This window comes from Billgrantia antri (genome assembly GCF_019430905.1).
Classification (GTDB): Bacteria; Pseudomonadota; Gammaproteobacteria; order Pseudomonadales; family Halomonadaceae; genus Halomonas; species Halomonas antri.
In genome coordinates this window covers 527,142-550,486 of the sequence record NZ_JAHYCA010000001.1, presented here as the reverse complement: position 1 = coordinate 550,486, position 23,345 = coordinate 527,142, and the positions used below count along the sequence as shown (strand labels likewise).

The window sequence follows — 23,345 nt, the reverse complement described above, 5'->3', positions numbered from 1 at the left end:
GTTGCCTGGATAAGCGGGCAGAAACTCATGCACGAAGCCAACTTGTCTCATTTGGGGTACCAAGCGGAAATATTGAGTCGTGAGCTACGGGATCGCTTGAATTTACGCTTTACCGCACTTGAGATGCTGTCTTCACAACTGACTAATGTCTCGGGTGAAGACGTTTCGCTTCTGCTACAGAAAAACCCCAGTCTGCTTGCCTATTTCGAAGGCATCGTCATCAGCAATGCCGATGGCGAGCTTATCGCCGATCTGCCCGAAGTGCCGGGGCGAGTTGGCTTTGACATCTCCGACACCGAATACTTTGGCATGGTGAGCAGTACCCCCTGGCCTTATGTCAGCCGGCCCTTCTTCGGTAGGACCAGCTATCAACCCTTGGTGATGCTGCTGGTGCCTCGCTTGACTGCGCAAGGAGAGTTCGGTGGAGTCATCGGTGGACTCCTGAACTTCGCTCATGGCCAGTTTTTCAGCAGCATATCCTCGCTGACCTTCGAGCATAGTGGCCACGTTGCCATCTTTACCTCCGCTGGCGAACCCTTGTTCGTCCCGGGGTCGATAAGTCGCCTCGTCGGATCGCTGCAGCACCTCGATCCTCCGGCTTTTCAGCTGGCTCTCGACGGGTGGCAGGGCGAGACGTCCCATAAGCTGGATGGCGAGGATGTGCTGGTGGGCTACCGTCAGGTCTGGGAAGCCGACTGGGTGGTGGCCATGATAATGCCGCGCGAGTCGATGTTGGCGCCGTTCGAGAGCTTTCTGGAGAGGCTCTGGTGGACCTGGCTGGTGGTTGTTCTGGTGCTGTTGTTCGTCATTCGCTGGTTGGTTGGGCACCAGCTCAAGCCGCTGCATCGGCTCGAAAGACAAATAGGAGAAATCGGCTCCGGCGCTCGTCATCAGTTGGCGCTATCGACCGGCCTGAGGGAGTTGGCGCAAATTTCCGAGGCTTTCAATGGTCTGGAAAAGGAGCGCAAGAATGCCTTGCAACATTCGAAGCAACGGGAGGCTTTTCTCGATGCCGTACTCGGTTCGACCCCAGTCGGTATGTTCGTTGCCGATCAAAAAGGCGACCTCATTTACCTGAACCCGGCTCTTACGGCAATGCTGAGACTTCTACCCGATGCCTCGACGCATGATCTTTGGCAGCGCATTCATGTAGATGATCGCAAAGACGCTCATGATATGTGGCTGCATGCCATGAATCAGGGAAGGGAATTCCTGCGCCAACTTCGTATGCGAGATGACAGGGGCACACTGCTGTGGGTCGAAATCCATGCCAGCCGGGTGCAGGGCGACGGAGGATCCTTGGGGGTCGTGGGCACCATCAAGGACATCACCGAACGCCAGCATCAGGAAGCGTTGCAACGCTGGGAAGCCGAACATGATCCCTTGACCGGCCTGCTCAACCGTCGTGGCTTTCATCGGCGTCTTGAAGATGCCATGGCGGATTTCTCCAAGCTCGGTACGCCTGCGGCAGTGATTCTCTTCGACCTTGATCACTTCAAGCCGGTGAACGATGAGGGAGGACATGCGCTTGGCGATGAGCTGCTGCGCCGCGTGGCGCAGGTTCTGGTATGGGAGGTGCGGCGCAGCGACCACATAGCAAGGCAAGGAGGAGATGAATTCGGCCTGTTGCTGCCGAGTTGCACGCTCAGCCAAGCCGTTACAATTGCCGAGTCACTTTGTGTCGCGATTAGCCAAGTTAGTGTCAGCCATGAAGGCAAGGAATACTTCGTGACGGCGAGTATGGGTCTCACCGCTCTCAGGGAGGGGGATGAGAGTCTCGACTCGATTCTGGCGCGGGCGGATGCCGCGAGTTACGACGCCAAGAAGCAAGGACGCAACAAGGTAGTCGTAGACGGTAGCGATGCGTCTCACGCCAGACGATCATCATCGACTGGCAATAGTCCTGGTGGATCAACCGATAGGGACGGGGAGCGTTAGTTCGCCCGCCTCACCCATCAACAAGCCCCGGTTGACCTCCAGGGCCGCACGCAGGAAGTCCCACAGCAGCCTCACTCGCGCCAGGCGTCGCTGCTCCTGGCGCGCGGTGATCCAGAACTGGCGCACGATCTCCACCTCGTCATTCAGCACGCTCTCAAGCCTGTCGCCGGTTTCGGCCATGAAGCAGGGCAGCACGGCGAGCCCGGCGCCCTGCAGCGCGGCGGCGTGCTGGGTCGTCACGCTGGTGCTGCGTATCGAAAAGTGTGGCGCCGTGCCGACCACCGCCGGGTCGAGCAGCGGGTCGAGGTAACTGAGCTGCTCACTGAAGATCAGGTCGTCGACGTAGCCGATCAGGCGGTGCTTGCTCAGTTCTGCCAGTCGCGCAGGGCGGCCATGGCGCTGGAGGTAGCCCTGGCTACCATATAGCCGTAGCCGGTAGTCGCACAGCCGCGAGATGACCAGCCCCTGGCTCGCGGGGCGCTCCACGGTGATGGCGAGATCGGCCTCGTGGCGGCTCAGGTTGACTACTCGTGGTAGGGCAAGCAGGTCCAGGGTAATGCCGGGGTGGCGTTCGCAGAAGGTGGAGAGCAGCGGGGCGATGACCCAGGTACCGAAGCCCTCGGTCACGCCCAGGCGGATCTGGCCGCTGAGCTGACGATTCTTGTCGGCCAGACTCTCGCCGGCTTCGAAGGCGTGGCGCGCCATCTCCTCGGCGTGAGCCAGCAGCTGCTGGCCGGCTTCGGTCAGGTGATAGCCATGGGTGCTACGCTCGAAGAGCTGGGTATTGAGTTTTTGCTCGAAGCGGCGGGTACGGCGCGACAGCGTGGAGTGGTCGAGCCCCAGGCGGCGGGCGGCGTCCGTCAGCCGCTGGCTGCGGGCGACCTCGAGAAAGATCTGGATGTCCTGCCAGTCGAGCATGGGGGTGTCTCAGGTGAGCGGCCGAGAATGATCTGCTTGTGCATTCTTGCACAAATCATGTGAAGAAGTACGCGTTGTCACGCCTGCTTACGGATATATAGACTCGAAGCTAACTTGCTTCGTGTATTTCTACACAGAAAGTCTAATCCGAATAACGATTACAACCACGAGAGAGGAGCACATCGCCATGTCCGTTCGCGAGATCTCGATGTTCATCGACGGCCAGCACGTGCCGTCCCAGAGCCAGGAGTGGCGCGACGTGATCAACCCCGCCACCCAGGAAGTGGTGGCGCGGGTGCCGTTCTGCAGCGCCGAGGAAGTCGACCGCGCCGTGGCCAGTGCCAAGGCCGCGTTCAAGGAGTGGCGCAAGACGCCGCTGGCCAAGCGCCAGCGCATCATGCTCAAGCTGCAGGCGCTGATCCGCGAGCACACCGATGAACTCGCCGCGCTGATCACCGAGGAGCACGGCAAGACCCTGCCCGATGCCGCCGGCGAGGTGGGGCGCGGCCTGGAGGTGGTCGAGCACGCCTGCTCGATCAACTCGCTGCAGCTCGGCGAGGTGGCCGAGAATGCCGCCAACGAGGTGGACGTCTATACCCTCAACCAGCCGCTGGGCGTGGGCGCCGGCATCACCGCCTTCAATTTCCCGATCATGCTGCCCTGTTTCATGTTCCCGCTGGCCATCGCCACCGGCAACACCTTCGTGCTCAAGCCTTCCGAGCAGGACCCGAGTTCCACCATGCGCCTGGTCGAGCTGGCCCACGAAGCGGGCGTGCCGGCGGGCGTGCTCAACGTGGTGCACGGCGGCCCGGATGTCGCCAACCAGATCGCCGATCATCCCGACATCAAGGCGCTGTCGTTCATCGGCTCCAGCCACGTGGGCTCGTTGCTCTACAATCGTGCCGCCGCAGCCGGCAAGCGCATGCAGGCGATGATGGGGGCCAAGAACCACTGTGTGGTGATGCCCGATGCCAACCGCAGCCAGGCGATCAACAACCTGCTGGGCTCTGCCTTCGGTGCCGCCGGTCAGCGCTGCATGGCCAACTCGGTGGTGGTGCTGGTGGGCGAGGCGCAGGCTTGGCTCGACGACATCGTCGAGGGGGCGCGCAACATGAAGGTAGGCCCGGGTACCCAGCGCGACGCCGATCTCGGCCCGCTGGTCTCGAAGGCCGCCCGCGACCGCGTGGTGCGGCTGATCGATGCCGGCGAGAAGGAGGGCGCCCGCTTGCTGGTCGACGGCCGCGGCTATCAGGTGGAAGGCTACCCGGACGGCAACTTCGTCGGCCCCACCGTGTTCGCCGACGTCACGCCGGAGATGACCATCTACCGCGAGGAGATCTTCGGCCCGGTGCTGTGCGTGGTCAGTGTAGATACGCTCGATGAGGCGATCGCCTTCGTCAATGCCAACCCCAACGGCAACGGCACCTCGATCTTCACCAACTCCGGCTGGGTGGCGCGCCGCTTCGAGACCGATATCGACGTGGGCCAGGTCGGCATCAACGTGCCGATCCCGGTGCCTGTGGCCTACTTCAGCTTCACCGGCTCGCGCGGCTCCAAACTGGGCGATCTGGGCCCCAACGGCAAGCAGGCGATCGCCTTCTGGACCCAGACCAAGACCGTCACCGCGCGCTGGTTCGAGCCCGAGAACGTTTCCAGCGGTATCAACAGCACGATATCGCTGAGCTAAGCTGGCTCAGGTAAGCAGGCGCCCTCGCCCTCTTCGGCGAGGGCGCCTGCGTTTACAGCGGCTAAGTTTTTTTTGCAGCAAGCCGTCAACAAGCGTGGTATCTAGACCAGACACTGGCACCACCATGACTGGGTAACCTGCTGCATGCCTCACCTTCCTTTCTCAGTGGTCGGGGTGCTCCACTGGCTGCTGGCCTCGTTGTGGCTCGTCTCGCTCAATGCACAGGCCGCTATCGAGGTCGGCACCCTGACAGGGGAGCTGAACCTGGGGCCGCATGTCCAATTGCTCGAGGATGCCGAGCGAGAGCTCGATATCGAGCAGCTGGTGGGCGAGGGGGGCGCCCTGGCGTGGCAGCCTTCGCGACAGGAGACCCTCAACTTCAGCTTCTCCGACTCGGCGTGGTGGCTACGGCTGCGCTTCGAAAATAACGCCAGTTCCCCAGTGCGCCGCTTGCTGGAGCTGGCCATGCCGCTGCACGACTATCTCGATGCCTATGTGGTAGACGAGCAGGGTGATACGGTCGACCGCTGGCAGACCGGAGACCGACGCCGCTTCGATTCTCGCCCGGTTGCCCACCGCACCTTCGTGCTACCCATCCATGTTCCAGCCGGTGCGTCGCGAGAGATTTTCCTGCGGCTGGACACTCATGACGGGCTTTACGATGCCACACCCCTCTCGCTTATGAGCGATGCGGGTTTCCTGGCCAAGTCCCAGCGCGAGCTGATGGCCTTCAGCCTCTACTTCGGTGCGCTGCTGGCGCTGTTGATCTACAACCTGCTGCTCTACGTAGCGACCCGGGAGCGCTCGCTGTTGCTCTACGTGACCTATCTCGGATCGTTCTTCGTTCTGATGTTTACGGCGCGTGGCTTTGCCTTCGAGCACTGGTGGCCGGCGTTGCCTCAGTTCAACAACCAGTTGGTGCCGATCAACATCGGTGTCTTCGCCGTTACGCTCGCCGTCTTCAGCAACAGTTTCCTCAATCTGCGTCGACATGCGCCGGGGGTGACTCGCGCGATTTTCGGCGTCGCTGGGCTGTGCCTGTTGAGCTCGCTGCCTGCGCTGCTCGGCCATTACGCGCCGGTATTTCGTCTGATGATTCCTGCCGCCATCGTACTCTCCGGCCTGCTGCTCGGCGTGGCGGTCTGGCGCAGCTGGCAGCGCGACACCCTGGCCAGGATCTATCTGGTGGCGTGGGGGGTACTGCTGGTTGGCGTCGCGCTGTACTTCCTGCGGGTCGCGGGCGTACTGCCGTACAACCTCGTGACCGAGTACGCCGTCCAGGTCGGCTCGGGTATCGAGTTCCTGCTGCTCTCGCTGGGGTTGGCCTGGAAGATCAATCAGTTCAAGAACGAGAAGCTCGCCGCCGAGCGTGCCACGCTCGAGCTGCAGCGCTCCCTCAATGAACGACTGGAAGTCGTGGTAGAGCAGCGCACGCGCGAACTGGAGAGAGCCAACAGGCGGCTCATGGCGCTGGCGCGCACGGATCCGCTGACCGGCCTGTTGAATCGCCGACAGTTCCATGAGCTGGTCGAGGAGAAGCTGCAGGAGCGTCGACGCAGCGGTCAGCCGCTGCTGTTCGCGGTGATGGATATCGACGACTTCAAGCTGTTCAACGATACCCATGGCCATCAGGCCGGGGATGAGGTGCTGATGCAGGTGGCGACGTTGCTACTCGATCACTTCCGGCGCGCCGGCGACCGGTTGTTCCGCCTCGGGGGAGAGGAGTTCGGTATCCTGCTCGAGGCCGACTCCCTGGAGGCGGGCCAGCACGCCCTGGAGCGCTTCCGTCAGGCCCTGGAGCAGCTTCGGATTCCCCACGAAACGTCGCGCCATGGCGTGGTGACCGGTTCCTTCGGCCTGGTGTGCTGCAGCGACTGCCGACAGGTGCCCTCTGCCATAGCCCTATATCGCCAGGCGGACCAGGCCATGTACGAAGCCAAGGAGCGTAGCCGCAACCGGGTGGTGACCCGGTCGCTGGCCGGGGCTTGGGAGTGAATTTGCTTGCGGGATGCGCGTATGTCGCATGGACATCATCTTTACGTTGACGTTAACTGTCGTTACCGCAAAGACGCCAGAGGTTTTGCCATGACTGCACCGCTCAGCCGCTTTCCCGTCCCCGAGTCGATCAATGACCTGCCCGAGGATATTCGGGAGGCCATTCTCGCCGTGCAGGAGAAGGCCGGTTTCGTACCCAACGTGTTCCTGATGCTGGCCCATCGCCCGGACGAGTTCCGTGCCTTTTTCGCCTACCACGATGCGCTGATGGAGCGTGAATCCGACACGCTCACCAAGGCGGAGAAGGAGATGATCGTGGTGGCTACCAGCGCGCGCAACCGCTGCCTCTACTGCGTGGTGGCTCATGGCGCGCTGGTGCGTATCTACAGCAAGGATCCGCTGCTCGCCGACCAGGTGGCGATCAATCACCGCACCGCGCCGATCAGTGAGCGCCACCGGGTAATGCTCGACTTCGCCCTGCACTGCGGCCTGGACGTGGGCGAGCTCACCGACGAATGGCAGGCCCGTCTCACCGAGGTTGGCTTTACCCACGACGACATCTGGGATATCGGTGCCATCGTCGCCTTCTTCGGCCTCTCCAACCGCCTGGTCACCCTCACCGGTACCCCGCCCAATCCGGAGTTCTACCTGATGGGTAGGGTGCCGCGAGAGAACAAGTAACTCGTCAGGTCAGGCGCGGCAGGCTTCCATCAGCCGCCGCACCGGTTCCAGCTGACTGACGTGCAATAACAGCACGCTGTTGCCGGGGGCATCCTGGCTGGGGCGGACCACGGCGAACTCGCCCTCTTCGAGGTGGAATTCATGGATCTCGCGAGGGCCTTCCGGCGTCCGGCACTGGATCGAGCGGTAGGTGTCGTCCTCGCCGTAGGTCAGGCGATGGTAGACCTTGAAGAAGGTGTAGAGAGTGAGGCCCTGGTCGAAGGCGGGCCAGCGGGCGGGAATGCTGCGCATCTCTTCGTCGAGAACCTGCCCCTTGGCCTCGGCGGCGGCGATGGCGTCGGCCAGTGGCTCGGCGAGCAGCGAGGCATCGTCGCGCGGCAGCGGGGCGGCATGATCGATGGCCTGCTGATGGTCGCTGCTGATTCGCGCCAGATCGTCGAGCGAGGCGATACGGTAGTCGCCATGGGCCAGATCGGCGGGCTCGAAGCCGCCGTTTTCCCAGCCATGAATGACTCGCAGCGTCAGGCGGCCGTTGGCCAGCGGCTCGCCGACCAGTGCCTGCAAGGCGACCCTCAGGTGCAACTGCCGCTCGACGGAAAGATTGTCGAAGGCGGAGTAGGGGTCGGCAAAGATCTGATGAAGATGCCCGGGGGCGTGTTCCTTGGCTTCGCTAAACATGGTGGGTCCCTGCGGGGGAGAAGTGTTCTGGTTTTTTCGTTGTTATATCATTCCAGAGGCTTGAGTCATATCGGCCCGTGTGGGGCCAGCTTGAGTCTAGCGACGCAAAATTCATTCACTGTCGCCAGGGGAGTCTCGCTGCGGCGGGGCTGAGAGAGCGCCAGGCGCTGACCCTGGAACCTGATCCGGTTCATGCCGGCGGAGGAAGTGCGACATGTCCTATCTGACGTCAGCCGTGCTCGGCGCGGCGCTGCTGTGCTTTGTTTTCCTGGGCCTGCGCGCCCGCCGGGCCGACGGTCCACTCGACGACTACATCACCGCCCGCAACTCCCAATCCGCCGCCACCCTGGGGCTGTCGTTCCTGGCCTCTGGCATGGGAGCGTGGATACTTTTCGCGCCGCCGGAGATCGGCGCCTTCGTCGGTCCGGTGGCGCTGGCGGGGTACGCCATCGGCTCGGCGCTGCCGTTCATCGTGCTGGGACTCTACGGCCCGGCGATCCGCCGTCACCTGCCCGAGGGGCGCAGCATAGGGGAGTTCGCCGAAGTCTGCTACGGCGCCGGCGTGCGGCGCTGGGTGGCGCTGGTCTCGATTCTCTATATGGCCTGTTTTCTCGCTGCCGAGCTGACGGCCATCGGCGCGATCACCGCGCTGCTTTCCGACGTGCCGCCGGCACTGGTGGTGATCGGCGTGGCCGTGACCACCCTGCTCTACACCGCCATCGGTGGCCTGAGGGCTAGCCTGGCCACCGACCGCTGGCAGGCGTGGCTGCTGATCGCTTTGCTGCTGGTGGTAGGCGGCGTGGCGCTTGCGCGCCTGCCCGAGATGCCCGCAGGCGCGGCGTTGCCGTCGATTCCCGTCGACGGGGCACTGGGCGTGGCGCTGACGCTGGTCATCGCGGTCACGGCGGCCAACCTGTTCCATCAGGGCTACTGGCAGCGGGTGTGGGCTGCCCGCGATGAGCGTGCGCTCAACCGGGGCGCCTGGCTGGGCGGCGCGACCACCGTGGCGGTGGTCGCGATGGTGGGCGGGCTCGGCATGCTGGCGTCGATGAGCGGCGTGGCACTGGGCGAGCCGCCGATGCCGTTCTTCGCTCTGCTCGGCGAGGCGCCAAGCTGGCTGGCGCTGCCGGCGCTGGTTCTGGCAGTGACCTTGGTCGCCTCCAGCGTCGATACCCTGCAGAACGGCATCGCCTCGCTGGTGGTGGCGGGGTCCGGCAGGCGCGGGCTGCCCATCGGTGCGGCGCGGCTGGTCACGGTAGGGCTAATGGTGCCGGTGGTGATCGTGGCACTGCAGGGCCTCTCGGTGCTGCGGCTGTTCCTGATCGCCGACCTGCTGTGTGCCGCCATCGTGGTACCGGTTCTGCTGGGACTGTGGCGCCGCATGACGCCGCTGGCCGCAGTGGCGGGTGGCGTAGCGGGCCTGCTCGGCGCGATCCTGCCCGGCTGGGTCGCCCAGGGCAGCTTGGCGGGCGGTGTGCTGGCGGCGAGCTTCCCCGGCAGCATCCCCACGCTGCCGCCGTTTCTTGGCGCGTTGGCGGCCTCCACTCTGGTCAGCCTGGCTGTGGCATGGACGGCACCGCGTGAGCGTATCCGCACGCAGTGAATTGGCCCCTGGCCGGTTTGCGCTTAATGAAATCTCGATCTGTCGTCGCGCCAGCTCCCGGCTGGCGCATTTCCCATTCCTTCTCCAGACCAAAGTCTATTGGTCTATAAGATCCTCGTGCCTAAGCTTTCTTTCGTTGATTATTTTGTTAAAGGTGAGGTAAATATTTTACACTCAACAACGACAAGCGTGAGGACGATATGACTCAGGAAACCTCGATGGAACCGGGGCAGCTGGCGCGCGTGCTGGCCCGCAAGGATGTGCTGGCGCTGGCCTTCGGCGCCATGATCGGCTGGGGGTGGATCGTGCTGACGGGCAGTTGGATACAGTCCGCCGGCAGCCTGGGGGCGATCACGGCCTTTCTGATCGGCGGCTTGATCATCGTGCTGGTGGGCCTCACCTATGCCGAGCTGGCCTCCGCCATGCCCCAGGTAGGCGGCGAGCACGTCTACAGTTATCGTGCCCTGGGCCATTTCGCCTCCTTCCTGTGCACCTGGGCGATCACCCTGGGCTATGTCAGCGTGGTGGCCTTCGAAGCTGTTGCGCTGCCCACCGTCGTCGAGCACCTGTTCCCCCACTATGCCGTGGGGCACCTGTGGACGATTGCCGGCTGGGACGTTCAGGCAACCTGGGTGGCCGTCGGCGTGGCCGGCTCGGTACTGATGATGTGGGTGAACTACGTAGGCATCCGCACCGCGGCGCTGGTGCAGAAGCTGGTGACGCTGCTGATCCTGGTGGTGGGCATCATGTTCATCACCGGCGCGCTCTTCCAGGGTGAGACCGCGACCATGGAGCCGCTGTTTTCTGTCGAAGAGGGCGTCGTGGGCGGGATCATGCTGGTGATCATCATGGTGCCGTTCATGTTCGTGGGCTTCGACGTCATCCCCCAGGCGGCCGAGGAGATCAACCTGCCTTTTCGCGAGATCGGCCGCGTTCTGATGATTTCGGTGATCATGGCGGTGTTCTGGTATTCGCTGATCATCCTTGGGACCGCGCTGATGCTGAATCCCGAGCAACTGGCCGCGAGTTCCCTGGCCGTGCCGGATGCCATGCAGGCCGTCTTCCAGGCCCCATGGGCGGGCAAGTTGATGATTCTGGCTGGTATCGCCGGTATCGTCACCAGCTGGAACGCCTTCTACGTGGGCGGCTCGCGGGCGATCTACGCGCTGGCTCACTCCGGCATGCTGCCGGCCTGGCTGGGTAAGCTGCATCCCAGGCATCGCACCCCGACCAACGCCATCCTGGTGATGGGAGTGCTTTCATCGATCGCGCCGTTCTTCGGCCGCCCGGCGCTGGTCTGGCTGGTGGTGGCCGGCGGGCTCGGCATCGTCATCGCTTACCTGTTCGTGGCGATCTCGTTCGTGGTGCTTCGCCGTCGCGAACCGGAGATGCCGCGCCCGTTCCGGGTACGCCAAGGAAAACTGGTGGGCAGCCTGTCGGTGCTGCTCTCGCTGGGGCTCATCGCCCTGTACATGCCGGGCAGTCCCTCTGCCCTGGCTCCCGTCGAATGGTTGTTGTTCGCCGGCTGGATGGGGGGTGGCCTGGTGCTCTACGCTTGGTCACGAAAGCGCTACGGCGTTTCCTATAGCGACCAGATGATGAAGCGGGAACTGGCCGGCGCAGATCCCTATCCGGGACGCTGATCGCCTCGCCGCCCGCTTGCGCGCTCCGCAGGCGGGCCTGGATTTGCCAGAAACCTTCGCAACGACCAACCTCAGGGGGTGCGCAACCGAAACGGAGGCCGCCCCATGAGCGATTCCCCCGATCCTCGTCGTCGTCACTCCGCCCCGGTGGTGGACGGCGTCGGCAAGTCGGCCAGCCGCGCCATGCTGCGCGCGGTGGGCTTTTCCGACGAGGACTTCAGCAAACCCCAGGTGGGCATCGCCTCCACCTGGAGCATGGTCACCCCCTGCAACAGCCACATTCACGAACTGGCCGAGCGTGCCCGGGACGGCGCCGACGCGGCCGGCGGCAAGGGCGTGATTTTCAATACCATCACCATTTCCGACGGTATCGCCAACGGTACCGAAGGCATGAAGTACTCGCTGGTCTCGCGGGAGGTGATCGCCGACTCCATCGAGACGGTGGCCGGCTGCGAGGGGTTCGACGGGTTGGTGACGATCGGCGGCTGCGACAAGAACATGCCCGGCTGCCTGATGGGCCTGGCGCGGCTGAACCGTCCCAGCGTGTTCGTTTACGGCGGTACCATCAAGCCGGGTGCCAACCATACCGACATCGTCTCGGTGTTCGAGGCCATGGGCGCCCATAGCCGCGGCGATCTTGATCTGATCGAGCTGAAGCAGATCGAGGAGACGGCGATTCCCGGCCCGGGCTCCTGCGGTGGCATGTACACCGCCAACACCATGGCCTCGGCCATCGAGGCGCTGGGCATGAGCCTGCCGGGCAGTTCGGCCCAGGAGGCGGTGTCCCAGGCCAAGCGCGCCGACTGCGAGGCCGCCGGTAGCGCGGTGCTGACGCTGCTGGAGCGCGACATCAAGCCCAGCGACATCATGACCCGCGAGGCCTTCGAGAACGCCATCACCGTGGTCATTGCCTTGGGGGGCTCCACCAATGCGGTGCTGCACCTGATCGCCATGGCCAATACCGTGGGCGTGCCGCTCGCGCTTGCCGATTTCACCGAGATCGGTCGGCGCGTACCGGTGCTCGCCGACCTGCGTCCCAGCGGGCGCTACATGATGAGCGAGCTGGTCGAGATCGGCGGCATTCAGCCGCTGATGAAGACCCTGCTCGATGCCGGCCTGCTGCATGGCGACTGTCTGACGGTCACCGGCAGGACGCTGGGCGAGAACCTGGCCGAGGTCTCACCCTATCCCGACGATCAGCAGATCATTGCCCCGCTGGAAAGCCCCATCAAGCCGGAGAGCCACCTGCGCATCCTGCATGGCAACCTGGCGCCGCAGGGCGCGGTGGCCAAGATTACCGGCAAGGAGGGCACACGCTTTTCCGGCAGCGCGCGAGTGTTCGGCTCCGAGGAGGAGGCCCAGGCGCGCATCAACGACGGCACGGTCATGGCAGGTGACGTGGTGGTGATTCGCTACGAGGGGCCCAAGGGCGGCCCCGGCATGCGCGAGATGCTCACCCCCACTTCGGCCATCATGGGGCGCGGGCTGGGCGACTCGGTAGCGCTGATTACCGACGGACGTTTCTCGGGAGGCAGCCATGGCTTCGTGGTGGGGCATGTCTCGCCGGAGGCCTTCGACGGCGGGCCGCTGGCGCTGGTGGAGGACGGCGACACCATTACCATCGACGCCGAGGCGGATACCATCGAGCTGCATGTCGACGAGGCGGAGCTCACCCGCCGCGCCGCAGCCTGGCGCCAGCCTGCGCCGCGCTACACCCGTGGCGTGCTGGCCAAGTACGCCCGTACGGTCAGTTCGGCCTCCACCGGAGCAGTGACCGACCTGCCCGACTGACGGGCTCTTGGTGCGTTTGGCATGCCCGTGGGTCTTGGCTAGGTTGAGGGTGCACGGCGTAAATGCGTCGTCCCGATAGCTGAAGGCAACAGCAAGGAGGCACCATGCCCAAGAGCGGACCCAAGCAGGCACGCATCGAGCCGATTCGTGATGCCGAGGACATCAATCTGCCGGTGACCGGCTGGAATGTCATCGACGAGACGGACCCCGATAACGAGATCGTCGTCTCGGCGCACGACACCGAGGTCGAGGCGCTCAAGGCCGCCGAGGAGTACGAGCAGCGCGAGGAGTGAGCGCCGGCTTGGCCGAACGTATCCCCAATGAGCATCGCCCCGCCGGTCAATCCCAGGGGCGATGCGCTTTCATGGCCGCGGGTCCCGTCAGAGCTCGATGCGGCTGACCCGAATCGGCAGACCCTGGCGCACGGCAGCGCCGCTGATGGGCTCAAGCCAGGTGCCGTCCACGCTGCGGGTGGGATCCTTGAAGCCGAGGTCGTTGATGTTGATGCCGGCTCGCAGCCACTCGAGATCCGGCTGGGATTCACCGTCGATCACGTGAGGTGTCGCCCCCAGATCGCGGTGGCCGTAGCCGTGTTCAATGCCCAGGGAGCCCGGCATCACTCCGTTCCCGATCAGAGCCAGGGCGACGACGCTGCCCCCCGGGCTCTCGATGCGAATGGTGTCGCCGTGGTGGATCCCGAAGCGTTCGGCGTCCTGGCGGTGCAGTATCACCGGGTTGTAGGGCTTGATCATGCGCAGCCGCTCGAGACCGATGGCGTAGGAGTTCATCAGGTTCGACTTGAACGAGAAAGCCAGTAGCGGCCACTCCTCTTCGGTGAATACCTCGCGCATGGCCCGGCCATCGGCCAGCTTGGGCGGGCTATGGAAGGGCACGCCGCGGTTGAGTTCGCCATTGCGCGTGTCGATGCTGGTGCCGACCTGTTCGTTGTAGACGCACAGGGTGCGCTTCCAGGCGCCGCTGAGGTTATCGCCCTTGAAGTGATCCTTGAAGTCCTCGAAGCGTCCACCGCGAGCATAGAGATAGGCCACCGGGCCGTGCTCATCGGGCTTCAGGGTACGCTCGATGCGCGGCATCAGCGGGGCCAGGCCGGCATGGACGATGTCGCTTTCATTGGCGGGGGGTAGCGGCTCGCCTTGCATGGCCAAGTTGGCGGCGGCGCGCAGGTAGAAGTCCTCGGCGCGGTTGAGTGGGTGCAGGTTGCCCTCGGCATCGGGGATCGCCTCGTCGCCGAAACCGGCCAGGTCCAGGCGCTTGGCCACGGCAATGAAGAAGCTGTCCATGGAGACCGGCTCGCCTTCCTCGGTCTTCTGCTGGCGCGGCTCCACCACCGGCCAGCAGGCGGTCGTCATCTTGCCCAGGGTGCCTTTCCAGGCACCGGAGAACCCCCATACTTCGTACATCACCGAGTCCGGCACGATGTAATCGGCGTAGCGGTTGGTCTCGTTGAGGAATCCGTCGATGGCCACGAACAGGCCCAGGCGCTTCGGGTCCTTGAGCTTGTCGGAGATCAGCGCCTCCAGGCCCGCCTGGCCGTAGACGGGGTTGGCCATGCAGCCGATCACCGCCTTGATCGGATAGGGGTAGCCGTCCAGGGCCGAGGGTAGGTGCTCGGTGAGGGTGGGCGGCGCCAGAGAGCGCCACGGCGCTCGCGCCGGGTAGGGATTCTCTCCTGCAGCGACCTTGCGCTGGTACTCGGAGGACTTCTCGTAGGGAAAGCGCGAGCGCGACAGGAACACTCCCTTGGGGCCGCGTTTGCCGGGGAAGTTGGCCAGGTCGTAGCGCGGCCCCTCGCCCACACCGTTGAACTGGCCGCCGCCTACGGCACTGCCGCCCTTGCGGTTGTGGTTGCCGGCCAACACATTGAGCATCTGCAGGCCGAAAGCGGCATAGAAGCCATGCCCCGACATCATGCCGCCGTGGGAGTTGGCCACGGCACGACGCCCGTGGCTGGCGAAGCGACGAGCCAGGTCGACGATGGTGGCTTCGGGGATACCGCATTGTTCGGCGTAGGTGGCCAGACTGTGCTCGTTGGCCGCTTCACGCAGCAGGGTCATGCTGCTCTTCACCGCGACGCTCGAGCCGTCACCAAGCTCGATCTCACGGGCCACGAACAGTTCAGCGGCCATCGCCTGGGTACTCTGCACCAGCTCGTCGTTGGCCACCACCATGGGCACGTCGGCATCGCTGCCGGTGTCGGCCTGGCCCAGGTCGCTGGCGCGCAGGAAGTGGCCACGGCGCGGATGGTCCTCGGTATCGATGACCAAGTGGGTGGCATTGGTGTAGGTGACCTCACCGGCGGCGTCGGCGGCGGGCTGGCCGGGCAGCCCGAGAAATGCCTTGGCGTAGCCCTCATTGTTCAGCAGCCACTGGATCATGCCCATGGCCAGGGCGCTGTCCGTCCCCGGGCGGATCGGAACCCAATGGTTGTTGTCTGCTACGTGCGAGGCGGAGGTATTCAGCACGGGGTCGATTACGACATATTCCAGGGTGCCCTGAGCCCGTGCCTGTGCAATCAATCGGCCCTGGCGCTTGAAGGGGTTGCCGGCCTGGCTAGGGGCGGTCCCCACGTACAGGATGAAGCTGGCATGCTGGATGTCGGGCTTGGTATGGGCATTTTTTTCCAGATCGTTCATCACCGCCCCGGCACCCATGCGGTAGGCAAGGCCGCAGTAGGAGCCATGATGTCCATAGTTACGGGTGGCGAAGGCATTCATGGTGAAGCGCTTGAGCAGGGCGGATCGGCCATAGTCGGTGGCTTCCATCACCATCAGCTGGTTGGCCTTCGGGCCGAACTCGGGATTCTCGGGATCGATCAGCGTGTCGTGGTCATGGATGGCGCGAAGTCCCTCCACATGACCCTCGCCGAACAGGTCGCCTCCTTCGCAGATCTCCTCGATCAGCTGCTCGAAGGGTATCTTCTGCCACTCGCGGCCGCCGCGTTCACCCACACGCTTGAGGCAGTGGGTGACGCGGAAGGGGCTGTCGATCTGCGCCATCATGGCGTTGCCGCGGGCGCAGGCGGTTGAGCGGTTCTGCTGGCCCTGGTCGTCATAGGCGCTCAGCCCGCGCAGGGCCTCGGCCACCGGGGTACGCATCGGCAGGTGTTCGTCGGCGGAGAGCGGGTGGTAGGGGTTGCCCGAAACGCGCAGCACCCGATCGCTGTCGTTGTCCACGCGCACCCGTACGCCGCATTTGGTGGTGCATCCGTAGCAGACGGTGAAGGCCACGCGCTGGTCCGGGTTTAGGGTCAGTTCGCCGCTCACCGGGTCGACAGTGTATTCGGGCGTCAGCGAATTGCCGTGAATGCGATGGTTGGGTTTCTCGCCGGCGCTGCCGGTGACGCCCTTGCTCATCTTGAGCAGCGGGTCGGAATAGCCAACGGCGAAGGTGGCGGCGCCGCCGGCGGCGACCGTGCCTTTCATGAAACGACGGCGTGAAGTATCTACGGAAGACTTAGCCATGGCGGGGCGCTCCTTCGATGTTGTTCGCCGTGTTCTCGACGGCAGTGTGGGTAGCGGCGGGGGGCGCGGGTGAGGCTTCGGCGACGCTGCCGCCCTGTCGGGCCTGACGCCATGGCACGAAGAGTTCGACCAGCAGAATGGCGGTAAGCCACAGGCCGAAGGTGCCGACAATCCCCAGGATGCCGGAGGAACCGGCGGGAATGCCGTAATGATGGAAGCCGGCACTATGGCGGGCCACGGTCTGCACGTCCATCAGAACCACCCAGCGGAACATCCAGCCCACATGCAGGGCGACCAGGCCTACTACCCAGGTCCAGGCATAGAGGGCCGGGCGATGTGCGGCGGGCCGGGTCAGCAGGTAGAGTACGGCGCCGAGCAGCGCCACGCCGGTAAGGCCACCCCACAGAGCCGTGCTGCGCCACTCGGCGCTGCCGCGCACCGACTCCATGGCCGCTACCACCGAGCCAACGTGGGCGTTGATGCCATCGAGGAACCAGCTAATCGCGACAAGGCCGGCTACCAGGCAGGCCCCCAGCATCACCTTGAGCATTTGTCTCGTGACGCTGAGGTTATGCAGGCCGCTGACCCGATTCAGGACCATCAGTAGCCCTGCCGCGGCGATGAAGCCGGTGGCCACGAACATCGGCGGCAGCCATCCGGTGTGCCACAGGGGACGGGCCTTGACGATGGCCACCTCGGCGCCGGTATAGAGCATGATACCGGTGGAGAGGACCAGGGTGCCGAGGCCCACCAGCACCAGCAGGGCGCGGGGAGTGGGTGAGTCACCCAGCGACAGCCAGCGGGCGATGAGGCCGGCGAAGCCGGGCGCCTGGCGATTGGCTTGCAGCGCCGGGCGCCAGGCCAACCATGCCGTCACGACGACACCCACCACGTAGAGCGGCAGGATCAGGCTGCCGACGGACATCCACGAATGGGTGTTGGAGTAGGCATAGAAGTGCCAGAAACGCAGCGGCTGGTGCAGGTCGGCAAGCAACGCCACCGGCGCCACCAGGGTGGTGCTCAGGCAGGCCAGCAGTGCCAGGCGAGCGGTGGGTAGCCATGTCGGCTTGCCGAATACCAGCGCGGGGGCGGCCAGCCACAGGGTGGCGTAGGAGAGCGCGATCAGGAAGAAGTATTGCACTGCCCAGGGGTACCAGGCGATGTCATAGCGCGGGGCGAGTAGCTCAATGGCAGAATTCATAGCCCATCTCCTTGCCGTTGGGGTCGAGGACTTCCAGGGCCACCGGCTCGGCCAGGGGACGGGTGACGAAGCGCTCGTCCATGCCGAGGTAGAAGACCTGAGGCAGTGTGTTCTTTTCGGGCTGCAGCACCATGAGCGCGTCGCGATGTTCATCGATCATGCGGCTGATCTGACTGCTCGGGTCGCGCATGTCGCCGATGATCCGCGCGCCACCCACGCAGCTCTCGACGCAGGCCGGCAGCAGGCCGGCTTCCAGACGGTGGGCGCAGAAGGTGCATTTATCGGCGGTCTGGGTGCGCTCGTTGATGAAACGAGCGTCGTAGGGGCAGGCATTGACGCAGTAGGCGCAGCCCACGCAGCGGTCGCTGTCCACCACCACGATGCCATCCTGGCGCTGGAAGGTGGCCTCCACCGGACAGACCGGCACGCAGGGCGGATCCTCGCAGTGGTTGCAGAGCCGTGGGAGCATGAAGGTGGCCATCTCGCCGGTTTCCTCATGCTCGACCTCGTACTGGGAAACGGTGGTACGGAAGCTGCCCAGCGGGGCGGCATTCTCGATGTGGCACGACACGGTGCAGGCCTGGCAGCCGATGCATTGGCGCAGGTCGATGAGCATGCCGTAGCGCTTGGAGGAATCACCTTCTCGGCGGGGCGGCTGCCGGTTGATGGCGGCACGTGCGACGCTGGCGAGCGGTATCAAGGCGGCACCCGCGCTGAGGCGGGCCAACTGGCCGAGAAGGGTGCGGCGAATGGAATCCATGGCGCCTCCGGTGGCTGGGTGCGGTGGGTTTTCGCACTTGGGTGAGGGTGAATACCGGAAGGCTACTTGCGGCCAAAGTCGACGCGCTTGACTTGCATCAATAGATAGTTAGCAAGCTCTTAATGTTCGGTTAATGTTGCATTAACTGACTGCTGCGGAAGTAAAAATTCGAGGCGGGCGAAACAAAAAAAACGCCTCGCACAGTGGCGAGGCGTTTCGTATTCGGCCGTATTGGCATGTATTCGCCAGCGTCGGCTAGTAGTTGAGTGCGCCATCCGGGTCGACCGTATGGTAGACCAATCGTAGCTCGTCGAGAGAGAGGTGCTCGAGGCGGCCTGCCAGCAGGTCGCTGATCTTCTGTGCCGGAAGCCCGGCGCGTCGAGCGATCTCGCGACAGCCTAGGTCGGAGACGGCGATCAGCCGTGTAACGATGCGCATTAGGCGTGTGCGCTTTTCCAGATCCCTGACATCGAGGTCAGGGATTCTTCGCGGGGGGTCGAGAAGTTCCGCGTTGGAAGAATGTCGTGCCGTACTCATGATGCTCCAGTGGGCGGTTGCGACATCCACATCATGGGGCCATTTCGGCGATTTTGCCAGTACCCATTCGTGACTTTTTCACGATGCCGTGAGAACCGCTGTCCGGCGGGGCCCAACTGACCGACCTTGGTGGGATTGCCGAAAATTTACAAGAACGTAGAAACTGTCGATTAGCCCCTCAGCGCAGGGGCGTGCTAGTTTTTGTCAGGTAAACCGCCGGCTTTGTCCGGTACGTTCCGAGAAACAACCATAAACGATCCGGTTTCAGGACGGAGGATTCCATGCGAGCTCTCAAATTTGCAGCAGCCGCTTCGCTGCTGGCCGTTGCCCCGCTGGCGAGTGCCCAGCAACTATCTATCGCCACCGGCGGTACCGGTGGGACGTATTATCCGTATGGGGGCGGCCTGGCCGAGTTGATCGGCAACCACATCGAGGGCTATGACGCCGTGGCCGAGGTCACAGGCGCCTCGGTAGAGAACATGGGCCTGGTCTGGCGCGGTGATTCCGACCTCGCCCTGGCGCTGGCCGATACCGTCTATCAGGCCTATAACGGCACCGGTGACTTCGAGGGGCGCGAGCTGGAGAACATTCGCGCGTTGGCCTCGATCTACCCCAATGCCGTTCAGATCGTCACGCTGGCGGACTCCGGCATCGAGTCGTTAGCCGACCTCAAGGGCAAGACGGTCTCCGTCGGCGCCCCCGGTAGTGGCACCGAGCTCAATGCCCGGGCCCTGCTCGAGGCCAACGGCATCACCTATGAGGATTTCGATCCGCGCCGTCTCAACTTCAACGAAACGGCTGACGCCATTCGTGATGGCGACATCGACGCCGGCTTCTGGAGCGTGGGTCCGCCCACCAGCTCGATCATGAACCTGGCCACTACCCGTGATATCCGCCTGATCGGTCTGAGTCAGGAGGAGATCGACAAGGCCAAGGAAGCCGAGCCCGTGTTCGCCGCGTACCAGCTCAAGGCGGGACTCTATGAAGGAATGGACGAGGCCGTGCAGAGCATTGGCATTCCCAACGTTCTGGCGGTGAGCAGCGAGATGGACGAGGAACTCGCTTACCAGATCACCAAGGTGCTGTTCGAGCAGACCGACGAACTCATCGCCATCCACCCGGCCGCCAACGACACCACGGTGGAGTTCAGCGTGGAATCGACCCCGGTACCCTTCCATCCGGGAGCGCTGCGCTATTACGAGGAAGTGGGCGCCGAGATCGCGGATCATCAGCGTCCCTGACGCGACATGAGCGTGTTACGCCTGAACGCAGGGCGGGCCTGGCTGCCCGCCCTGCTGTTTTGCATGAGCCTGGCGGCAGTCAGCCAGGTGGCCGCTGCCGATGAGGCCGTGCTGGAGGTCGTGAGGAGCGATGACGAGCGTCTGGTGAGTCTGCCGATGCCCGAAGGCGAGGGCTGGTGCCTGGAGTGGAATCACTCTGTCGAGGGTTTCCCGGTGCTGGACTGTTATCGTCACCGCGACGGACGCATGGTCCTGGAACGCAGCCACTTGCCCGATTTCGCCGCAGGGCTGGATCATATCCCGGGACGGGGGATTCAGGTTTCCGATGGCGAGGGCGGTTATTGGATCGAGAATATCGACGAGGCGGTGCCGGGCAACGCCTATCGCCTGCGGGTAGGCTCGATGCGCGTCGACCATCGCCTGGTGATCGACAATACTCGGATCAGCCTGAGCAGTCTGGCCGAGAACCAACGGGTGACGATCCGATTGACCCTGACTCCCGACGCCTCCGAGGCACGACAAACCCAGTGAGAGAACCACAATGAGCGATACGGGAACCTCCCCTGTCATTCCCGGCAGCCAGGCGAACCATTCCCGCCCGGTGCTGTGGCTGATCACCCTGGTGGCGGTGGGGCTGTCGTTGTTCCAGCTCTACTCCGCCGGCATCGAGCCGCTGGGCCTGTTCTATCAGCGCAGCATCCATCTGATGATGATCATGATGCTGGCCTTTCTGATGTTTCCGCTGCTCGGGCCCAAGCACGACCGCGGCATCGTCACGGGGCTGATCGATACGGTCTTCTTCGCCGGTGCGTTGCTGACCGGCGGCTATCTGGTGCTCTTCCTCGACGAGATCATCAATCGCGCCGGGTTCTGGAGTCAGACCGACATCCTGGTCGGCTGCATCGCCACGCTCACCGTGCTGGAGGCAGCGCGGCGAGCCGTGGGGCTGGGCATGACGGTGATCGGTATCATCGCGATCCTGTATGCCTTTGCCGGCCCGCGCGGCGAGCTGCCTTGGCTGGGCGCGTTCCTGCCCGGCATTCTCGAACATCGCGGTTACAACCTGGACCGGCTGGTGGGTCAGCTCTATCTGGGCCAGGAGGGGATATTCGGCCTGCCCATGGGCGTGGCCGCCACCTACATCTTCATCTTCGTGCTGTTCGGCGCTTTCCTCGAAATCACCGGCGCCGGCAAGTTCTTCATCGACCTGGCCTATGCCGCCACCGGGCGCCAGCGCGGCGGGCCGGCCAAGGCTGCGGTCATCGCCTCGGCCGGCATGGGGTCGATCTCGGGCAGTGCCATCGCCAACGTGGTGACCACCGGGGCCTTCACCATTCCGTTGATGAAGCGCCTGGGCTACAAGCCTCACCAGGCAGGCGGCATCGAGGCGGCCGCCTCCACTGGCGGCCAGATCATGCCACCGCTGATGGGCGCTGGGGCCTTCCTGATTGCCGAATATACCCGTATGCCCTATCTCGAGATCGTCAAGGTCAGCATTCTGCCGGCGATCATGTACTTTTCCACCGTCTATCTGTTCGTGCACATCATCGCCCTCAAGCAGGGCATGCAGGGTATGGCGCGCTCCGAGCTTCCCCAAATGCGCGACGTGATGCAGGAGGGCTGGCACTTCCTGCTGCCGCTGCTGGTGTTGGTATGGCTGCTGGTGATGAACATGTCGCCGATGCGGGTAGGCTACTATGCCATCCTCACCATGCTGGCCGTGGCGGTGCTGCGCTTCGCTGTATGGTTCCTTTTCATCGCTCCGCGCAACGGCCAGAAAGTGACCGCCGAGACGCTGCGAGAGGCGGTGAAAGCGGGCCTGATCAAGCTCGTTGGCGGTCTCGAGCTGGGTGCGCGCAACGCGGTGGCCGTCTCCATGGCCTGTGCCGTGGCCGGCATCATCGTCGGCGTGGTGGGCCTCACTGGGCTGGGCTTGAAGTTCTCCTCCATGATGATGGCCTTCTCAGGCGGTAACCTGCTGCTGGCGCTGGTCATGGTGCTGCTGGCCAGCCTGGTGCTGGGCATGGGCCTTCCGGTCACCGCCAGCTACATCGTGCTGATCGTGCTGGTGGGGCCGGCACTGACGGCTGAGTTCGGCGTGCCGCTGCTGATCGCTCACCTCGTGGTGTTCTGGTACTCGCAGGACTCCAACGTAACCCCACCCATTGCGCTGGCGGGCTTTGCCGGTGCGGCGATTGCGGGGGCCAAGCCCATGGACACTGGCTTCCAGGCCTGGAAGTTCGCCAAGGGGCTCTATCTGATCCCGCTGTTCATGGTCTACAACCCGGAAATCATCATGGGGGGCTCGATACCGGTGCTGGTATGGACGGCTGTCATAGGCTTCCTGGCGTTGTGCGCCTTCGCTGCGGCCCTGGAGGGGTTCCTCTTCACCTGGATGTCGTGGCCGGTACGCCTGGTGTTGTTGCCGGCGATCGTGGCGGCCTTCTATCCCAACCTGATGCTGGAAGTCGCTGGCGTCGTTGTGATGATTCTGGCGATGGGCGGCAACTGGCTGGCCAGTCGGCGCGAGGCCAACGTTGCCGGAGCAGGACCGGCCTGAGCGATGTGGTCGATTGTGGGCGGAAAGCTTCTGCCCGATTGGTCAAGATGACGGCGCCTGCGGGCGCCGTTAGAATACTTGCCCTTCGAATTCTCTGCGCTACTTCCGGGAGCCGCACATGCAGTCCAACGAGCAGCCACGCGTAGGCGTGATCATGGGGTCGAAGTCCGACTGGCCGGTCATGGAGCACGCGGTGGCGATGCTGGAGCGCCTGGGGGTCCCGCATGAAACTCGCGTGGTCTCGGCCCACCGCACGCCGGATCTGCTGTTCGACTATGCCAAGGGCGCTGCCGAACGTGGCCTGCAGGTGATCGTCGCCGGGGCCGGCGGCGCCGCCCACCTGCCGGGCATGGTGGCCTCCCAGACGGCCTTGCCGGTGCTCGGCGTGCCGGTGGAGTCCAAGGCACTCAAGGGGCTCGACTCGCTGCTCTCGATCGTGCAGATGCCCGGTGGCATCGCCGTGGGTACGCTGGCCATCGGCAAGGCCGGGGCGACCAACGCCGGCCTGCTGGCGGCGCAGATCGTCGGCCTGCAGGATACCAAGGTGCGGGCTGCCGTGGAGGCGTTCCGCGCCGAGCAGACTCAAGCCGTGCTCGACAATCCCGACCCGCGTCCCCAGCCCGAATGAGG

Annotated in this window: 18 protein-coding genes and 1 riboswitch; of the genes, 12 read left to right on the top strand and 6 right to left on the bottom strand. The window is 64.2% G+C overall.

Going from position 1 to position 23,345, the window contains the following annotated elements; translation table 11 throughout:
• Positions 1 to 27: 27 nt before the first annotated feature.
• The gene (locus tag KPL81_RS02460; RefSeq protein WP_338035584.1) at positions 28 to 1,938 is read left to right on the top strand and encodes a sensor domain-containing diguanylate cyclase; all 1,911 of its coding nucleotides are present in this window, start codon (positions 28 to 30) and stop codon (positions 1,936 to 1,938) included.
• Here KPL81_RS02460 and KPL81_RS02455 read toward each other — a convergent pair.
• A complete protein-coding gene (locus KPL81_RS02455; RefSeq protein ID WP_219790538.1) occupies positions 1,912 to 2,856 on the bottom strand; it encodes a LysR family transcriptional regulator in 945 nt (314 codons plus the stop codon). The genes KPL81_RS02460 and KPL81_RS02455 overlap by 27 nt on opposite strands.
• Positions 2,857 to 3,043: 187 nt before the next feature.
• Between KPL81_RS02455 and KPL81_RS02450 the strand changes: the two genes are divergently transcribed.
• The 3 genes from KPL81_RS02450 (at position 3,044) to KPL81_RS02440 (ending at position 7,219) form a co-directional block, all read left to right on the top strand.
• Complete coding sequence (locus tag KPL81_RS02450; RefSeq protein WP_219790537.1) at positions 3,044 to 4,543, top strand: CoA-acylating methylmalonate-semialdehyde dehydrogenase; 1,500 nt, start codon at positions 3,044 to 3,046, stop codon at positions 4,541 to 4,543.
• Between the two features lie 144 nt (positions 4,544 to 4,687).
• Complete coding sequence (locus KPL81_RS02445) at positions 4,688 to 6,538, top strand: sensor domain-containing diguanylate cyclase (RefSeq protein ID WP_219790536.1); 1,851 nt, start codon at positions 4,688 to 4,690, stop codon at positions 6,536 to 6,538.
• Between the two features lie 90 nt (positions 6,539 to 6,628).
• Positions 6,629 to 7,219 carry a peroxidase-related enzyme gene (locus KPL81_RS02440; protein ID WP_219790535.1) on the top strand — a complete coding sequence of 197 codons (591 nt, stop codon included), beginning with the start codon at positions 6,629 to 6,631 and terminating at the stop codon, positions 7,217 to 7,219.
• Positions 7,220 to 7,228: 9 nt separating this feature from the next.
• Here the strand turns inward: KPL81_RS02440 and KPL81_RS02435 are convergent, their stop codons facing one another.
• Positions 7,229 to 7,897, bottom strand: coding sequence for a hypothetical protein (locus KPL81_RS02435; protein WP_219790534.1), 669 nt, complete (start codon positions 7,895 to 7,897; stop codon positions 7,229 to 7,231).
• 116 nt (positions 7,898 to 8,013) lie between these two features.
• Positions 8,014 to 8,122, top strand: a riboswitch (TPP riboswitch).
• Between KPL81_RS02435 and KPL81_RS02430 the strand changes: the two genes are divergently transcribed.
• From KPL81_RS02430 to KPL81_RS02415, 4 genes are all read left to right on the top strand, one after another.
• Entirely contained in the window at positions 8,112 to 9,500 is a 1,389-nt protein-coding gene (locus tag KPL81_RS02430; RefSeq protein ID WP_219790533.1) for a sodium:solute symporter family transporter, read from the top strand. (Overlaps the previous riboswitch by 11 nt.)
• A gap of 200 nt (positions 9,501 to 9,700) precedes the next feature.
• On the top strand, positions 9,701 to 11,143 hold the full coding sequence (locus KPL81_RS02425; protein ID WP_219790532.1) for an APC family permease: 1,443 nt from the start codon (positions 9,701 to 9,703) through the stop codon (positions 11,141 to 11,143).
• A 105-nt stretch (positions 11,144 to 11,248) separates the two neighbouring features.
• Entirely contained in the window at positions 11,249 to 12,934 is a 1,686-nt protein-coding gene (gene ilvD / locus KPL81_RS02420) for a dihydroxy-acid dehydratase (protein ID WP_219790531.1), read from the top strand.
• A gap of 104 nt (positions 12,935 to 13,038) precedes the next feature.
• The gene (locus KPL81_RS02415) at positions 13,039 to 13,227 is read left to right on the top strand and encodes a hypothetical protein (protein ID WP_219790530.1); all 189 of its coding nucleotides are present in this window, start codon (positions 13,039 to 13,041) and stop codon (positions 13,225 to 13,227) included.
• Positions 13,228 to 13,314: 87 nt separating this feature from the next.
• On the opposite strand, the gene KPL81_RS02410 is transcribed toward KPL81_RS02415, so the two are convergent.
• The 4 genes from KPL81_RS02410 to KPL81_RS20695 form a co-directional block, all read right to left on the bottom strand.
• Positions 13,315 to 16,416, bottom strand: coding sequence for a molybdopterin-dependent oxidoreductase (locus KPL81_RS02410; RefSeq protein ID WP_219790529.1), 3,102 nt, complete (start codon positions 16,414 to 16,416; stop codon positions 13,315 to 13,317).
• Positions 16,409 to 17,617, bottom strand: a complete 1,209-nt coding sequence (gene nrfD, locus KPL81_RS02405) for an NrfD/PsrC family molybdoenzyme membrane anchor subunit (RefSeq protein ID WP_219790528.1) — start codon at positions 17,615 to 17,617, stop codon at positions 16,409 to 16,411. The genes KPL81_RS02410 and nrfD overlap by 8 nt, the downstream gene beginning before the upstream one ends.
• The gene (gene dsrO, locus KPL81_RS02400; RefSeq protein WP_219790527.1) at positions 17,601 to 18,377 is read right to left on the bottom strand and encodes a sulfate reduction electron transfer complex DsrMKJOP subunit DsrO; all 777 of its coding nucleotides are present in this window, start codon (positions 18,375 to 18,377) and stop codon (positions 17,601 to 17,603) included. The genes nrfD and dsrO overlap by 17 nt, the downstream gene beginning before the upstream one ends.
• Before the next feature lie 255 nt (positions 18,378 to 18,632).
• Entirely contained in the window at positions 18,633 to 18,914 is a 282-nt protein-coding gene (locus KPL81_RS20695; RefSeq protein ID WP_209473797.1) for an XRE family transcriptional regulator, read from the bottom strand.
• A 281-nt stretch (positions 18,915 to 19,195) separates the two neighbouring features.
• Here KPL81_RS20695 and KPL81_RS02390 point away from each other — a divergent pair, with 281 nt between their 5' ends.
• The 4 genes from KPL81_RS02390 (at position 19,196) to purE (ending at position 23,343) form a co-directional block, all read left to right on the top strand.
• Positions 19,196 to 20,155 (top strand): TAXI family TRAP transporter solute-binding subunit, encoded by a 960-nt coding sequence (locus tag KPL81_RS02390; protein WP_209473796.1) that lies wholly within the window; start codon positions 19,196 to 19,198, stop codon positions 20,153 to 20,155.
• Positions 20,156 to 20,161: 6 nt separating this feature from the next.
• Positions 20,162 to 20,686 carry a DUF1850 domain-containing protein gene (locus tag KPL81_RS02385; protein WP_240549015.1) on the top strand — a complete coding sequence of 175 codons (525 nt, stop codon included), beginning with the start codon at positions 20,162 to 20,164 and terminating at the stop codon, positions 20,684 to 20,686.
• Between the two features lie 10 nt (positions 20,687 to 20,696).
• The gene (locus tag KPL81_RS02380; protein WP_219790526.1) at positions 20,697 to 22,715 is read left to right on the top strand and encodes a TRAP transporter permease; all 2,019 of its coding nucleotides are present in this window, start codon (positions 20,697 to 20,699) and stop codon (positions 22,713 to 22,715) included.
• Between the two features lie 118 nt (positions 22,716 to 22,833).
• Positions 22,834 to 23,343, top strand: coding sequence for a 5-(carboxyamino)imidazole ribonucleotide mutase (purE, locus tag KPL81_RS02375; protein WP_219790525.1), 510 nt, complete (start codon positions 22,834 to 22,836; stop codon positions 23,341 to 23,343).
• Positions 23,344 to 23,345: the final 2 nt, after the last annotated feature.

Bases quoted from the DNA above. Each gene is read 5' to 3' on its own strand.
- KPL81_RS02460 (WP_338035584.1), top strand. From the start codon at position 28: ATGCACGAAGCCAACTTGTCTCATTTGGGGTACCAAGCGGAAATATTG.
- KPL81_RS02455 (WP_219790538.1), bottom strand. From the start codon at position 2,856: ATGCTCGACTGGCAGGACATCCAGATCTTTCTCGAGGTCGCCCGCAGC.
- KPL81_RS02450 (WP_219790537.1), top strand. From the start codon at position 3,044: ATGTCCGTTCGCGAGATCTCGATGTTCATCGACGGCCAGCACGTGCCG.
- KPL81_RS02445 (WP_219790536.1), top strand. From the start codon at position 4,688: ATGCCTCACCTTCCTTTCTCAGTGGTCGGGGTGCTCCACTGGCTGCTG.
- KPL81_RS02440 (WP_219790535.1), top strand. From the start codon at position 6,629: ATGACTGCACCGCTCAGCCGCTTTCCCGTCCCCGAGTCGATCAATGAC.
- KPL81_RS02435 (WP_219790534.1), bottom strand. From the start codon at position 7,897: ATGTTTAGCGAAGCCAAGGAACACGCCCCCGGGCATCTTCATCAGATC.
- KPL81_RS02430 (WP_219790533.1), top strand. From the start codon at position 8,112: ATGTCCTATCTGACGTCAGCCGTGCTCGGCGCGGCGCTGCTGTGCTTT.
- KPL81_RS02425 (WP_219790532.1), top strand. From the start codon at position 9,701: ATGACTCAGGAAACCTCGATGGAACCGGGGCAGCTGGCGCGCGTGCTG.
- ilvD (WP_219790531.1), top strand. From the start codon at position 11,249: ATGAGCGATTCCCCCGATCCTCGTCGTCGTCACTCCGCCCCGGTGGTG.
- KPL81_RS02415 (WP_219790530.1), top strand. From the start codon at position 13,039: ATGCCCAAGAGCGGACCCAAGCAGGCACGCATCGAGCCGATTCGTGAT.
- KPL81_RS02410 (WP_219790529.1), bottom strand. From the start codon at position 16,416: ATGGCTAAGTCTTCCGTAGATACTTCACGCCGTCGTTTCATGAAAGGC.
- nrfD (WP_219790528.1), bottom strand. From the start codon at position 17,617: ATGAATTCTGCCATTGAGCTACTCGCCCCGCGCTATGACATCGCCTGG.
- dsrO (WP_219790527.1), bottom strand. From the start codon at position 18,377: ATGGATTCCATTCGCCGCACCCTTCTCGGCCAGTTGGCCCGCCTCAGC.
- KPL81_RS20695 (WP_209473797.1), bottom strand. From the start codon at position 18,914: ATGAGTACGGCACGACATTCTTCCAACGCGGAACTTCTCGACCCCCCG.
- KPL81_RS02390 (WP_209473796.1), top strand. From the start codon at position 19,196: ATGCGAGCTCTCAAATTTGCAGCAGCCGCTTCGCTGCTGGCCGTTGCC.
- KPL81_RS02385 (WP_240549015.1), top strand. From the start codon at position 20,162: ATGAGCGTGTTACGCCTGAACGCAGGGCGGGCCTGGCTGCCCGCCCTG.
- KPL81_RS02380 (WP_219790526.1), top strand. From the start codon at position 20,697: ATGAGCGATACGGGAACCTCCCCTGTCATTCCCGGCAGCCAGGCGAAC.
- purE (WP_219790525.1), top strand. From the start codon at position 22,834: ATGCAGTCCAACGAGCAGCCACGCGTAGGCGTGATCATGGGGTCGAAG.